General features: G+C 64.5%; 11 protein-coding genes. 5 read left to right on the top strand and 6 right to left on the bottom strand.

Annotated features, from left to right (window positions below):
* Nucleotides 1-96: 96 nt before the first annotated feature.
* Nucleotides 97-537 (bottom strand): DUF4019 domain-containing protein, encoded by a 441-nt coding sequence (locus DSOUD_RS05325; RefSeq protein ID WP_082351081.1) that lies wholly within the window; start codon nt 535-537, stop codon nt 97-99.
* On the opposite strand from DSOUD_RS05325, the gene DSOUD_RS18360 reads away from it, so the two are divergent.
* Nucleotides 511-786, top strand: coding sequence for a hypothetical protein (locus DSOUD_RS18360; protein ID WP_053550028.1), 276 nt, complete (start codon nt 511-513; stop codon nt 784-786). The two genes, DSOUD_RS05325 and DSOUD_RS18360, sit on opposite strands and share 27 nt — an antisense overlap.
* A gap of 32 nt (nt 787-818) precedes the next feature.
* Nucleotides 819-2,153 carry a DEAD/DEAH box helicase gene (locus tag DSOUD_RS05335; protein WP_053550029.1) on the top strand — a complete coding sequence of 445 codons (1,335 nt, stop codon included), beginning with the start codon at nt 819-821 and terminating at the stop codon, nt 2,151-2,153.
* Nucleotides 2,154-2,233: 80 nt separating this feature from the next.
* Here the strand turns inward: DSOUD_RS05335 and fdhD are convergent, their stop codons facing one another.
* The 4 genes from fdhD to fdnG form a co-directional block, all read right to left on the bottom strand.
* On the bottom strand, nt 2,234-3,634 hold the full coding sequence (fdhD, locus tag DSOUD_RS05340; protein ID WP_053550030.1) for a formate dehydrogenase accessory sulfurtransferase FdhD: 1,401 nt from the start codon (nt 3,632-3,634) through the stop codon (nt 2,234-2,236).
* A 75-nt stretch (nt 3,635-3,709) separates the two neighbouring features.
* A complete protein-coding gene (gene nrfD / locus DSOUD_RS05345) occupies nt 3,710-4,912 on the bottom strand; it encodes an NrfD/PsrC family molybdoenzyme membrane anchor subunit (protein WP_053550031.1) in 1,203 nt (400 codons plus the stop codon).
* Nucleotides 4,909-5,754 (bottom strand): 4Fe-4S dicluster domain-containing protein, encoded by an 846-nt coding sequence (locus DSOUD_RS05350; RefSeq protein WP_053550032.1) that lies wholly within the window; start codon nt 5,752-5,754, stop codon nt 4,909-4,911. The genes nrfD and DSOUD_RS05350 overlap by 4 nt, the downstream gene beginning before the upstream one ends.
* Nucleotides 5,751-8,756 carry a formate dehydrogenase-N subunit alpha gene (gene fdnG, locus DSOUD_RS05355; RefSeq protein WP_082351083.1) on the bottom strand — a complete coding sequence of 1,002 codons (3,006 nt, stop codon included), beginning with the start codon at nt 8,754-8,756 and terminating at the stop codon, nt 5,751-5,753. Before fdnG ends, DSOUD_RS05350 begins: the two co-directional genes overlap by 4 nt.
* A gap of 377 nt (nt 8,757-9,133) precedes the next feature.
* Here fdnG and DSOUD_RS05365 point away from each other — a divergent pair, with 377 nt between their 5' ends.
* A complete protein-coding gene (locus DSOUD_RS05365) occupies nt 9,134-10,513 on the top strand; it encodes a sigma-54-dependent transcriptional regulator (RefSeq protein WP_053550035.1) in 1,380 nt (459 codons plus the stop codon).
* A complete protein-coding gene (locus tag DSOUD_RS05370) occupies nt 10,510-12,486 on the top strand; it encodes a sensor histidine kinase (RefSeq protein ID WP_053550036.1) in 1,977 nt (658 codons plus the stop codon). The genes DSOUD_RS05365 and DSOUD_RS05370 overlap by 4 nt, the downstream gene beginning before the upstream one ends.
* 137 nt (nt 12,487-12,623) lie before the next feature.
* Here the strand turns inward: DSOUD_RS05370 and DSOUD_RS05375 are convergent, their stop codons facing one another.
* The gene (locus tag DSOUD_RS05375) at nt 12,624-13,271 is read right to left on the bottom strand and encodes a DeoR family transcriptional regulator (RefSeq protein WP_053550037.1); all 648 of its coding nucleotides are present in this window, start codon (nt 13,269-13,271) and stop codon (nt 12,624-12,626) included.
* Nucleotides 13,272-13,534: 263 nt separating this feature from the next.
* On the opposite strand from DSOUD_RS05375, the gene DSOUD_RS05380 reads away from it, so the two are divergent.
* The gene (locus DSOUD_RS05380; RefSeq protein WP_053550038.1) at nt 13,535-14,251 is read left to right on the top strand and encodes an energy transducer TonB family protein; all 717 of its coding nucleotides are present in this window, start codon (nt 13,535-13,537) and stop codon (nt 14,249-14,251) included.
* The last annotated feature ends 26 nt before the right edge of the window (nt 14,252-14,277 follow it).

Here is a 14,277-nt window from a genome sequence, read left to right on the forward strand (position 1 = left end):
AACCTGGATACCCGCAAGGGGTATCCCTACAGACCACCGATTCTGTAGGGGCACCCCTTGCGGGAGCCCGATTGTGGCACCGGAAATTTTCAAGGCCTATCTGATGAAGTACCCCGCCACCCGCCAGACTCCGTCCGTATCGAGCGTCACCGTAACGATTTCGCTGGCGTCCTTTTTCCGCTCGAAGGAGGTGTCGAAGGTGACGACGATGTATTCCCCCTCCGGGCTGTCCTTGGCCGAGGTGCTGTAGGTCATCGATTCCTCGGTCCGTTCCACCAGGGGTCCGGCGACCGCGCGGATTTTGCCGAGCTGGTCGACCCAGAGCTGTTCGGGGACCTTTCCCTTGAGTAGCGACGCCGAAATTTGCCAGCTTTCGGCATACCTGTCGGAGTCGACCCTTTGCAGAAACGCGTCGACGGCGGCCGCGGCCGCCTGGGCTTTTTCCTTCTCCGGTCGTTCGCTGAACCTGGGGAGAAAGATGATCAGCAGGGCACTCAGGAGCAATACGGCATGGATACGATACTGGCGGGGGATCACGGCAACCTCCTGGAGGGCAAAAGGGAGAGGAAAATGGTCTCTACTATAAGCGGAATGGGCGGGGAGGGGAAAGAAGTTTCAGCCCTCTCCCCGATGATGTTGCCGCCGGCGGCCACCGCGGCGCCATCGACTTTAATCTCGGCGCAATTGACAGGGAGGGACCAATCCGCTACTCTTCCCAACCCGTCCTTTTTTCCGCTGATTTCTTCTCGAAAACAGGACCTTCCGTTCTTCAGCCAGCTCCGGTGACCCCGGATCTCCCACCATAAGGATTTTGATCCATGTCTTTTGAATCTCTCGGCCTCTGCGCCGAGCTGCTGAGTGCCATCGCCACTCAGGGCTATACCACGCCGACCCCCATCCAGACCCAGGCGATCCCGGTGGTTTTCGAGGGGTGCGACCTTCTGGCCGGCGCCCAGACCGGCACCGGCAAGACGGCGGCCTTTGCCCTGCCGATCGTTCAGCGCCTGAGCGAAAAGGTCCCCGTGGAAAAGCGCCGGCGACCGCGGGCGCTGGTGCTGGTGCCGACCCGCGAACTGGCGGCCCAGGTCAGCGACCAGATGCAGAATTACGGGCGGCGCCTCTCCCTGCGCTCCACCATGATCTACGGCGGGGTGAACATCCAGGCGCAGATCGAGCGGCTGCACCGGGGCGTCGATATTGTCGTAGCCACCCCGGGTCGACTCCTCGATCACCTGGAGCGCGGGACGATCAACCTGTCGCGGATCGAGTTTCTCGTCCTCGACGAGGCCGACCGCATGCTCGATCTCGGCTTTATCGACGACATCCTCCAGGTCGCCGAGTCGCTGCCGGCCAGGCGCCAGACCCTGCTCTTTTCCGCCACCTATTCGCCGAACATCAAGAAGCTCGCCGACGAACTCCTCGATGCGCCGCGGCGCATCGAAGTGGCGAACAAAAATATCGCCGCCGACGCGGTGACCCAGGCGATCTATCCGGTGGAGAAGAGCCGCAAACGGGAGATGCTCTCGCACCTGATCCGCAAGGGGGAGTGGAGCCAGGTCCTCGTCTTCACCCGCACCCGCTACGGCGCCGACAAGCTCACCGAAGAACTCCTCTATGACGGGATCAGGGCGGCCGCCATCCACAGCAACAAGAGCCAGTCGATCCGCACCCGGACCCTGGCGGAGTTCAAAAAGGGGGAGCTGCGGGTTCTGGTCGCCACGGATGTGGCGGCGCGCGGCCTCGACATCGAGCGCCTGCCGCATGTGGTCAACTACGAGCTCCCCCAGGTCCCCGAGGACTACGTGCATCGCATCGGCCGCACCGGCCGGGCCGGAGAGGACGGGATCGCCCTCTCCCTCGTCTGCCCGCAGGAGCAGCTCCTTCTGGCCGAGATCGAAAAACTCCTCAAATATAAGATCCCGGCCCAGACGATCGCCGAATTTCCCTCGATCGCCGTCAACCGGGGGGGGAAGGCGAAGGGTCCCAAAAAGCCCGCCAAGGGAGCGTCCAAGCCGAAAAAGGCTCCGGCGAAGGCGGCCAAGGCTCCTGCCAAGGCGGCGAAGGCTCCGGCCAAGGCCACAACGGGGCGAGGGAAAAAGGTCGTAGCCGCTCGTCCCGCCCCCAAGATCGGGCGCCGACAGAGCCGGTCCTAGCCCCTCCTTACCCGGCAGTATGAAAAGAAAAGGCCCCTGCAAAAAGCAGGGGCCTTTTCTTATGCGCGGGATATTTCCGCTCAGCCGGAGGCCGCCTCGGGATTTGCGGGGAGAAGGGAGCGGTCGCGCAGGGCGAAATATTCTTCAGGCGTGTTGATGTTGCGGAAGCTGAGCCCTTCGGGGTCGATATCCGCCAGGGCCGCGGCGGGGAGCTCGACGACCCGCGAGCGGGGAAAGAAGCTGACGATGCGCCGCTCGCCGCTGTCGAGGACCTCTTCGATGGCCGGAATGCAGCTCTTGCCGTAGAGGGCGTGGAGGGGTTCGAGGCCGCTGGCGCTGCGGGGGATGACGACTTCGGCCGTCCCCGTCTCGGCGCAGATGCGGCGGATGGCCGCACCGCTCAAAAAAGGCATGTCGCAGGCGACGACGAAGATCCGTTCGTTGCCGGCATGGCAGAGTCCCGAGTGGATTCCGGCCAGGGAGCCCTGACGGTAGTAGATGTCGGGGACCTTGGGGCAGGGGAGGTCGCCGTAGAGGGAGGGGGAGTTGGTGACCAGGATCACCTCGTCGAAGAGTTCGTCGAGGAGATGGTGGACGTGCTCGATGAAGCGGGCGCCGTTGAGGGGGAGGAGGGACTTGTCGCTCCCCATCCGCCGCGATTCGCCGCCGGCGAGGATGACACCGGTGACCCCGGGGATGCGCTCGTGGCGGGGAGCCAGGAGTCCTTCGGGATGGGTATAGACCTCGAAATTCTCGCCGCGCAGATAGCCGATGAGGGTGATCCCCGCCTCCTGGCAGAGGCGCACCGCCATATCGGTGGGGGAGGTGCGCGAAGCGATGAGGGCGATCCCGAGGCGGGCCGCCTTGCCGACCATCTCGGTGGAGATCCGTCCCGAAGTGACGAGAATTTTTCCCGCGAGGTCGATTCCCTTGAAGAGGGCCTCGCCGGCGATGCGGTCGAAGGTGTTGTGGCGGCCGAGATCTTCGGCATAGAGGAGGAGCCGCCGGCCGTCGCCGACGGCCGCCGAATGAATGCCGCCGTGGCTGCGGTACTGCTCGGCCCGACGCTGCAGATCCTGCATCAGGGAAAAGACCGCCGCCGGGGAGACGGGTGGAAAACGGACTTTGAGCGGCGCCGGTGCCGGAGGGTGCGGCAGGGCGAAGGTGATGCCGGTGCCGCAGCCGGAGGTCAGGGTCGGGGAGAGGCGCTCGGGGATCTCCCCTTTGAGCTGCACGCGGGCGGCGCCGAAATCGGCGCAGACCCCGAGGGTGAGGATGTCGGTGAGACTGGAGACGAACCCCTGGTTGCGGAGAAATCCGGCGACCAGGAAGTTGAGCTGATGGGGGGAGGCGACGAGCGTCGCCAGATCCCGGTCGTTGACGGTGAGGCGCAGGGGGTATTCCTGCACCACGGTCCTGGAGACGCTCCGCAGGCGCCCCTTTTCAAAGCGCTGGATGCCGCAATTGTCGTTGCTCTTCATGGAGGTTCCGCCTCAGGTCGGAGAAAAGCGCGGGTCCGGAAAAGGGAGAGTCCGGACCCGCGGAGACATCGGTTTTTAGTCCGCGGAGGAGAGGGAGGGACTGGCGCCGCCGATCTTGCGAAGGGGATCGGGGAGGGTGTAGTCGACCGTCTCCGGGTGGTGCTCGAAGATCGGGAAGTAGCGGGCGATGAGGACGAAAAAGAGGATGTGCCCGGCGATGATGCCGATGGTCACCAGCGACTCGATGAGGGAGGGATAGTAGATCTTGTCGGGATCCATCATCCCGAACATCGAGACGTTGAAGCGGTTGAGGACCAGGCCGAAAATCACCAGTCCGGCGGCGATCGACCGCCGTCGATCGTCATCGCGCACCGATTTCTGGACGAACATGAAGAAGGGGAGGATGAAGCCGATCCCCATCTCCAGGGCAAAGGAGATCGTCAGCCCCGGTCGGTCGAAAAACGGGCCCTCGGAGAGCGCCACCAGGCTGAAGACGCGCAGGGCGATATAGAGGCCGAGGGTCCAGGGGAGGATCTTCGCCAGGGTACGCAACAGCACCCCTTCGTTGGGCTGCCCCATCCACTTGTGGCAGGCGCTGGCCTCGAGGATGATGATGCTCATGCCGCTGCAGATGGCGCTGACCCAGAAGAGGAGCGGCAGCAGCGGGTTGTACCAGAGGTTGTGCAGCTTGTCGACGGCGATGAGAAAGAAGGTGCCGAGGGTCGACTGGTGCAGGGTGGAGATCGCCGCCGCGGCGACCACCAGGGGCATTTCCAGCCAGCGCAGGACCCTTAAGGGGAGGTGCCAGCCGAAGCGTTCGGCCACCGGCGAGAGGAATTCGAGGAAGAGGACGGTGGTGTAGGCCATGACGCACATGGAGACTTCGAACATCGGCGAATGGACGTTCCAGTAACGGAAAACGTGCCAGCCGCGCTGCGGCTGGCCGAGGTCGAGGAGGAGACCGATGGAGACCAGAGAGTAGCCGAGGAAGCCGGTGACGATCGCCGGACGCACCAGCGGTTCGAGTTTTTTGATGTGGAAACAGTGGACGATCGCCCCGAGGGTGAAGGCGCCGGCGGCCAGCGGCACGGCGGTGACGACGTCGAAGGAGATCCATAGGCCCCAGGGGTAGGTGTCGTTGAGGTTGGTGGTCGCCCCGAGTCCGAAGATAAAGCGGAGAAGGGAGGCCAGGGCACCGATGGCGACCAGGGCGATGAGGAATTTGATAAAGCCGTGGTAGCTCCTGACTTCGGTTGCGATGCGGCGGGCGGCGGTCATTGTTGTTCCTCCTTCGGCTCAGCGGACTCGGTGCCGGTCTCCTCGGCCTCTCTGAGGGCCTTGATGCGGTCGCGGCGATGGTTGATCCAGGAAAGGGCCGAGAGGCCGCCGCCGACGGTGAGGAAGATCCCCGGGACGAGTCGCAGCGCCTGCCAGGTGAAGGACGGCAGGGCGCGCATGGTGACCTTCTTGAAGCCGAGCTCCTCGAAGGGGAGGGAGGTCAGATAGATGACGCTCGTCCCCCCCGCCTCCTCCTTGCCGTAGACCTTGTGGATGTAGCGGTCGGGATAGCGGGCCAGGCGCCGTTCGGCCTCCTGGATCATGGCGGCGCGGGGGCCGTAGGTGATCGCCGTCGGGCAGGCGGTGGCGCAGGCCGGCTTCATCCCACCCCGGACCCGATCGTGGCAGCCGGTGCACTTCTTCACCAGGGGGAGTCCCTTGCTCCATTCGTACTTGGGGACGCCGAAGGGACAGGCGATCATGCAGAAACGGCAGCCGATGCAGCGCTTGTCGTCGTAGACGACCGGACCCTCGGCGGTCTTCTTGAAGGCCCCCACCGGGCAGACCGAGGCGCAGGCCGGGTCGTTGCAGTGCATGCACATCTCTTTGTAGAAGGCGAACTCGTTCTGTCCGTTCTTCTGGTAGTCGCGGAACTTGATGCGGGTGTAGGTGTACTCCGACATGGCGGGGGGATTCTGGTACCCTTCGCCGCTGAAGAAGACGGTTTTTTCCGCCTCGAGCTGGTTCCACTGCTTGCAAGCGACCTGGCAGCCGCGGCAGCCGGTACACTTGGTCATGTCGATGAGAAAAGCGTGGTTTTTGGTGGTGTCGAGAGTGCTCATGCCTTGATCCCTCCCTTCTCCAGGTTACAGAGAAATGCCTTGTATTCGGGGATGGAGGTGTTGGCGCACCCAACCGCCGTGGTGAGAACATTGGCGCTGCCGCCGGTGGCCAGGCCGTTGAAGCCGAAGTGCCAGGGGAGGCCGACCTGTTCGATCATCTTGCCGCCGACGCGCAGCGGTTTGATGCGGGCGGTGACCAGGGCCTTGGCTTCGATGGTGCCGCGCGGCGAAGAGATGGTCACCATCTCGCCGTTGGCAATCCCCTTCCACTTGGCCAGTTCCTCGCTGATCTCGACGAACATTTCCGGGACGAGCTCCACCAGCCACGGCAGGTTGCGGGTCATGGCTCCGGCCTGCCAGTGCTCGGAGACCCGGTAGGTGGTGCCGATGTAGGGGTAACGGCCGCTGTTGTCGATGTTCCCGGGGATGGCCACCGCCGGGTTGCACTGCTGGCCGGTCATCGAATTGGCCACCGGGCTTTCCATCGGTTCGTAGTGCTCGGGCATCGGCCCGTCGGCCAGTCCTGCGGCAAAAAGGCGGGCATGCCCTTCGGCGATCATGATGAAGGGGTGCTTGGTGCCGTCTTCGCTCATCGGCGCCCAGCCGCCGTCGGGGACGTCCCCCTCCCACTTGCGGGTCAGGGCGTTCCAGGCAATCACCGGTTTTTTCGGGTTCCACGGCCGGCCGTTGAGGTCGACGGAGGCCCGGTTGTAGAGGACGCGGCGGTTGACCGGCCAGCACCAGGACCAGTTGTGGTAGGAGCCCATCCCTGTGGGGTCGTCCTGGCCGCGGCGCTGCATCATGTTGCCGGCCTCGGTGTAGGAGCCGCAATAGAGCCAGTTGCCGCTGGTGGTTGCGCCGTCGTCCTGAAGGAAGGCAAAGGAGGGGACCTGCTCCCCCTTTTTGTAGAGTTTCCCCTTGATTTCCGTGTCGCGGGTGAACTGGCCGTTGCATTCCCGGGCCACCATGGCGATATCCGGCTCGTGCCCCTGGCCGTAGTTCCAGTCGAGGTCGACGATCGGGCCGGGGAAGACGCCCCCTTCGGCATAGAGGGCCTTGAGGTTTTTGACCAGCCCGTCGACGATAAAGGCGTCGCTCTCGGCGTCTCCCGGCGGTTCCACCGCCTTGTAGCGCCACTGGGCCCAGCGCCCCGAGTTGGAGATGCTCCCCTCCTTTTCGACGCTTGCGGCGGCCGGGAGGAGAAAGACTTCCGTATCGATCGTTTTCGGATCGACGCCGGGGCGCTTCCAGAAGACCGAGGTCTCCGTCTCCCAGAGGTCGGCGGCGACCATCCACTGCAGCTTGTCCAGCCCCTTGGCGATGGCGCTGGCGTCGGGTCCGCCGACGATGGGGTTGGTCCCCATGCAGACCAGGCCCTCGAAGCGCCCCTGCTGCAGGCGCTCCATCAGTTTGATGAAGGAGTAGTTGCCGCTCCGTTTCGGGAGGTAATCGTAGCAGAAGCCGTTTTCCGCCGTCGCCGCATCCCCCCAGTAGGCCTTGAGGAGGCTGGCCATGTACTTGGGCGTGTTCGCCCACCAGTTGGCGCTCTTGGGATCCTTGGTTTTCGGCGTCCATTTCTCGTTGTAGGCGGCCAGCGAGACGTTGTCGAAAACCGGCGACTTCAGGTAGCCGGGGAGGATGTGGTAGAGGATGGCGTAGTCCGTCGACCCCTGGACGTTGGCTTCGCCGCGCAGGGCGTTGATGCCGCCGCCGGCCATGCCGATGTTGCCGAGGAGGAGCTGCAGCATGGCGTAGGAGCGCACGTTCTGCGTGCCGTAGGTGTGCTGGGTCGTTCCCATGGCGTACATGATCGTCGCCACCCTGTCCGGGCGCCCCGTGGCGCAGAAGGTGCGGGTGACCTCCATGTAGTCCTGGATGGCGGTGCCGGTGATCTCGCAGACCTTCTCCGGAGTGTAGCGGCGGTAATGATTCTTCAGCAGCTGATAGACGCTGGCCGGATGCTCCAGGGTGTTGTCCCGCAGCGGCAGGCCGTCCTTGCCGAGCTGGTACGCCCAGCTGTCGTTTTCGTAGTGGAAGGTCTCGGCGTCGTACCCGGAGAAGATGCCGTCGTTGAAGGCGTACTCGTCGCTGATGAGAAAGGATGCGTTGGTGTAGTTGACGACATAGTCGCGGTGGATCAGGTCGTTCTGCAGGATGTGGTTGATCATGCCGCCGATAAAGGCGATGTCGGTCCCCGGGCGCAGCTGGGCGTAGGTGTCGGCCTTGGAGGAAGTGCGGGTGTAGCGGGGGTCGACGGAGATCAGCCTTGCCCCATTGTCCATCGCCTTTTCCACGTACTTGAAGGAGATCGGGTGGTTCTCAGCGGGGTTGGAGCCGATACAGAGGATGACGTCGGCATGCTGGATGTCGATCCAGTGGTTGGTCATTGCGCCGCGACCGAAGGAGGCTGCCAGACCGGCAACCGTAGCGGAGTGTCATATTCGCGCCTGATGTTCCAGGTACCCGACCCCCATGGCGCGGGCGAACTTGCCGAGGAGATAGCATTCCTCGTTGTCGAGGGCGGCTGCGCCGATCATCGCCATGCCGTCGTTGCGGTTGACGCGGTATTCCACCCCCTTCACCGTTTCGCTCTCGACGAAGTTGCGGTCGCGCGTCTCCTTCATCAGGGTCGCCATGCGCTTCATGGCCCAGTCCCAGCTCTTCTCTTCCCAGCGGTCGCTCTTCGGGGCGCGGTACTTCACCCTGGTGAGGCGCCGCTCGTTGTTGGCCACCTGGAAGAGGGCGCCCCCCTTCGAGCAGAGGGAGCCCTGATTGATCGGGTGCTCCGGGTCCCCCTCGATGTTGACCACCTTGCCGTTTTCACGGTGGACGATCATGCCGCAGCCGACGGCGCAGTAGGGGCAGATGGTGGTGCTGCTCTGCAAGCCTTCGGTGCGCAGCTCCCTGGCTTCGACACCGGCGAGGGCCGGCTTGCCGGTCACGGCCAGGGCACCGGCGGCCAGGCCGCCCCCCTTGAGAAAATTACGTCTGGAAATAGTCACTGTGGTCTCTCTCCTTTTTCGGGAATGTCATGAAGGACAGGGTGTGGATTGCAGAGGGGAAATCGCAACTCTTGTGCCAAGGGGAGCGAGGGATTCTCAAACCCTGTTTTTGCAGTCAAAACAAGGATTAAGGGACGGGAGGAAAGAAGGGGGGAGGGGGGTTCTGTATACTCTTTGCTGGGTCATTTCTTCCCCCCTGTATACGTTTGACCCAGGAGGTCGCCGAGCGCCGGGAGCAAAGAGGAAGGGAAAAAGGGGGCGGGGGGAAAGCCCTTGGTCCGGCGCGGCTTTTGCGTGTATCATGAAGGATGAAAATACGAAACGGTTCCACCCGGAGCGGGACGGATCCCTCCGGGGCAACTTTCTAAAGGACGATAATGGACAACCGGATACTGATCTGTGACGACGAAGAGGGGATGCGGCGCTACCTGGCGAAGATGCTCGGCAGTTGGGGATATCAGGTGGAGGTCTTCTCCGGGCCGACGATGCTCATCCGCGCCCTCGCCGAAACCGATGCCCCCGCCGATCTCCTCCTCCTCGACATCAAGCTCCCCGAGATGGACGGCCTCGAGGCGCTGCGCCAGGTGCGCCTCTCCCGCCCCGAGTTGCCGGTGGTGATGATGACCGGGCACGGCACCATCGAGTCGGCGGTGGAGGCGATGAAGATCGGCGCCTACGACTACCTGACCAAGCCCTTCCCCCAGGAGAAGCTCTTCGCCCTGGTGCAGCACGCCCTGGAGCAGTATCGCCTGCGGGAGGAGAACAGCTCCCTGAAGAAGGAGTTGCGCGAACGCGCCGTCCCCGGGCCGCCGATCTTCTGCAGCCAGCGTTTTGCCGAGGTCTACGAACTGGCCCTGACGGTGGCCGAGAGCGACTCGACGGTGCTGATCCTCGGCGAGAGCGGCACCGGCAAGGAGCTCGTGGCCGGTGCCATCCACTATGCCGGCTCCCGGGCGGGAAACCGCTTTCTCGCCATCAACTGCGCCGCGCTCACCGAAACCCTCCTCGAAAGCCAGCTCTTCGGCCACGTCAAAGGGGCCTTCACCGGCGCCGCCCAGGCCCAGAAGGGGCTTCTCGACGAGGCCCACGAGGGGACCCTTTTCCTCGACGAGGTCGGCGACCTGAGTCCGGTCCTCCAGGCCAAGCTCCTGCGCGTTTTGCAGGAAGGAGAATTCATCCCCGTCGGAGCCACCAAGGCCCGGCGGGTCAATGTGCGTTTTCTCGCCGCCACCAACAAGAATCTCCAGGAGGAGGTGGCCCGCGGCCGTTTTCGCGAGGATCTCTTCTACCGCCTCAACGTCATTGCCCTCGAGCTGCCGCCGCTGCGCGAGCGCCCCGAGGATATCGAGCCGTTGGCCCTCCATTTTCTCGGCAAGATGGCGCAAAAGATGCGCCGCCCGGTTCGCGGCCTGACCCCCGAGGCGCTGGCGGCGCTGCAGGACTACCGCTGGCCGGGGAACGTCCGCGAACTGCAAAATGCCATGGAACGCTGCGCCATCCTCTCCCGGGGCGAACAGATCGGTGTTTCCCTCCTCCCTTTCCGCAACCAGGGGATACGTACCCCGGCGTCTCCCGGAAGTGACGATTCGCCCCTGAGCCTGCGCGCCGCCGAAGAGACCCAGGTCGGTCGCGCCCTGCTGCAGACGAACTGGAACAAGAGTCACGCCGCCAAACTTCTCGGCATCACCCGCAAGACCCTCGACCGTAAGATCAAGGACTTCTCCCTGAGTGCCGACGCCGGCAAGGGCGAATCATGACCCTCGTCCCTTCCTTTTCCATCCGTCGCAAGCTGACCCTGGCCGCCCTCCTCCCCCTGGTGGTCATTCTCCTGCTGGTCACCCTGGCCGCCTTCTACCTGATCAATGCCTGGATCGTCGGCGAGACCCAGAAAAGACTCCGCAACGATCTCAACGCCGCCCGCGAGGTCCTTCGCAGCGAGACCCGGCGGGTGGAGGACGTGGTGCGCTTCAGTGCCCACAGCGGCGCCCTCGTCGAAGCTCTCGAAGGCGGCGACCTGAAACGGCTGCGTCCCGATCTCGAGGCAGTCCGCCGCCGCGAAGGGCTCGACATCCTGACCCTTGCCGGCCCCCGGGGGGAGATTCTCCTGCGCGCCGCCAATCCCGAAGACCCGGACGGCTCTTATTCCGGACTCCCCTTCGTCACCCGGGCTTTGGACGGCGAAGACTTTTCCGGAGTGGCCCTCCTCGATGCGGAGGAGCTGCGGCATGAAGGGGACGATCTGGCCGCCCGGTCGGCCGTTCCCCTCGATCCCCTCCCCTTGGCGGGGCCCCGATTCGAGACGCGGGGGATGTTTCTGGTCGGCGCCACGGCCGTCCATGACCGGGACGGGACCGTTCTCGGCTGTCTCTACGGCGGCGTCCTCCTCAACGGCAACCTCCCCCTGGTCGACCGCATTCGTAACCTCGTCTACGGCAGCGAAACCTTTGCCGGGACCGGCGTCGGCAGCGCCACCATCTTCCTCGACGAGGTGCGCATCGCCACCACCATCCTCAAGGGAGAGCGGCGCGCTCTCGGCACGCGGATTTCCCCCCAGGTCGCCGCGGCCGTTCTGGGACGGGGCGAAGGGTGGCTGGCCCGGGCCCGGGTCGTCGACGACTGGTACCTCACCGCCTACGAACCGATCCTCGCCGCAGAGGGTCAGGCGATCGGCGCCCTCTACGTCGGGCGGCTCGAGCGCCCCTTCGCCGAGCTCAAAAGCCGGGCCTCCTTCCTCCTTTTCGCTCTCCTCCTCCTCGGCTCCCTCCTCGGCTCGCTGGTCGCCTGGCTCGTCGCCCGCCACCTCTCCCTGCCGATCCTCGATCTGGCCCGCAGCGCCGAACGCGTCGCCGCCGGGGAGCGGGATCTGGTGCTGCCGGTGGCCGCCCGGGACGAGATCGGCCATCTCACCGGGACCTTCAACCGCATGACCGCGGCGCTCAGGGAACGGGACAAGGAGGTTGACGCCCTCAATTGCGACCTCGAGCGCAAGGTCGAGGAGCGCAGCGCCCTGCTGGAGACGAAGAGCCTGCAGCTGATTGCCGCCCAGGAGGAGTTGCTGCGCTCGGAGAAGCTGGCGGCCATCGGTTCCCTGGCCGCCGGGGTCGCCCACGAGATCAACAACCCGGCGGCGATCATCCGCGGCAACGTCGAGATTCTCCTTGCCGAGCTCGACTCTGCCGCCCTCGGCCGCGAGGAGGCCGATGAAATCCTGCGGCAGACCGAACGGATCTCCCGCATCACCCAGGGGATGCTCGACTTCGCCCGCGAGTGGTCCATTCATCCGGAACCCGTCGCCGTCAACCGGATCCTGCAGGAGATCGTCGAGCAGATCGGCCACCAGGTCCCCCTCGGCAGGGTGGAGGTCTCCCTGGAGCTCGACCCCTCCCTCCCGTTCGTCGAAGGGGATTCCGGGCGGCTGCGTCAGGTCTTTACCAATCTGCTCGTCAATGCCCTGCAGGCGATGAAGGGGGAGGGGGTGCTGAGGGTAATCTCCCGCTGTGCCGGGGAGGAGGTGGAGATCGCCGTTGCCGACAGCGGGCCGGGGATTTCTTCGCCGGATCTGGCAAAGATCTTCAACCCCTTCTTTACCACCCGCCCGGGGGGGACGGGATTGGGGCTTTCAGTTTCCTACGGAATCGTTCAGGCGCTCAAGGGGAGAATCGAGGTCGACTCCCCCCCGGGCGAGGGGGCGACGTTTGTGGTCCGGCTGCCGCGGGTGCAGCGGGGGTGAGGCCGCGCAGCAGAAAATGGCCTCCTGCTGGAAAAAAACCGGCAACCATGAAAATCAGTTGCCGGCGAAGGTCTATTTTTAATTGGCCTGAAACGGGTCCCCTGGCCGAACCCGGGAGGGCTTTAATGGTCGGTCGCTCAATCCCGCCGGGCCTGGCCCGCGCAGTGGGGGCACCCCTCTCCCTCGCGGTGCAGGCTCATCTCCTCCTGCAGATAGCCTATTGCGTCCTCGAGTCTGCCGAGGGTCCCGCCGAAACCGGTCTGGAAGCGCTGCGCCATGGCCTGGTCCTCGAAGGTCAGGATGGACGGGCGGCAGCAGGGGACCGCGGCGCTCCCCAGGACGAAGAAGCTCCCCTGGACCGGATGGGGGCGTCCGGTCAGGTAGTCGGCGGTCAGGGCCATCGCCACCTGGTCGCCGAGCATCAGGTGGGCCGAGACTCCGCAGTGCGGACAGCAGGTGAGCCGCTGTTCGCCGTTGTTCAGGGTCAGGCTGTAGAGGAGGTGCTGGCCCGTCGGCCGAAAGCAGATCACGCAACTCCCCTGTGCGGTGCCGGTGAAGGACGGGAGGGGTGCGGCCGTGGCCGCTGCCGGAGCTGTCGCCGGTTTCTCCAGCGCCACCGCGCCACCGTGGATACGCTTCAAGGCATGCCGCGCTTCGAGCGCCTCGAGGTCGCGGTGGGCCGTCATTTTTGATATGCCGAACCGCTCGACGATGTCCAGCAGCGAAAGACTCCCCTCCGTTTCCAGCCAGCCGATCAGTTCTTTCCTTCGCTCAGACCCCTTCATGATGACTCCTGAAATGTTGTTCCGCAAACGCCGGGTTGTTGATTAACTATCAATCGCCTTGCAACCGCGGCGAGCTTTGTTATATTTGAAAGCCAGAAAAGATCCTTTACTCCTGTCGTGTTATAAAAATAACATTGATCGGTCGTCGGAGCAAACAGATCTTTTTTTCCTGCGCCCTTATTCCCTGTTCCCCGGGAACGACCGCGCCATAAATGACGAAACCCTCGCTTCTCCCCGGATCAGTCTGCCCACGGAATTCTGCCATGAACAAGGAATGGCCGGCCTTCGGCACCAGTCTCTTGCTCCATCTGCTCGTTCTCGCCGGGCTTTTCACCCTCGGTCCGGACCTTGTCCCTCCGCAACGAATCGCCTGTTACGACGTCGACCTGAGTGCTTTTTTTGCCTCCCCGCCTTCGCCTTCGCCTTCGCCGTCTCCGGCGCAGACGCAGACGCAGACGCAGACGCAGACGCAGATTCCGGCTCCCCCGGCGCCAGCGAAACAAAAGAGACCTGCCCCGCCGATAGTCGCTCCGGTTCCCGTTGCAAAACCGGCGGTGCAGACGGTCTCCGCCCCTTCCCAGCCGCCGTCGGCCGAAGCCCTCCCCCCCGAATCCGCCCTGTCCGCCATCGCCCCTGCGGCTTCCCCACCCTCCCTCGCCGCACCTCCGGTCGATCCCGCCGTTTTGTATGCCCTTCAGGTTCAACGGTATGGCGATGCCCAGCTGAGCCTGATCCGGGAGATGGTGAGCCGGGAGGTCCGCTACCCTCTCATGGCTCGGCGCCAGGGGTGGGTCGGCCGGGTCACCGTCGAGTTCACCGTCGAGCTCAGCGGCGAGGTTGGCGCGTTGCGTGTCGCCGAAAGCTCGGGGTACCCGATGCTCGACCGCCAGGCTCTCCTGGCCGTCAAGGCCGCCTCACCCTTTTCCCCGCCTCCGGTGGTCGCCACTTTGAACCTGCCGGTGGCCTTTGAGCTTCATTGAATCGCCCAAAGACCCCCTTGTGCCGT

Origin of the sequence: Desulfuromonas soudanensis (genome assembly GCF_001278055.1) — a bacterium.
In the GTDB taxonomy this organism is placed as follows: Bacteria; Desulfobacterota; Desulfuromonadia; order Desulfuromonadales; family WTL; genus Deferrimonas; species Deferrimonas soudanensis.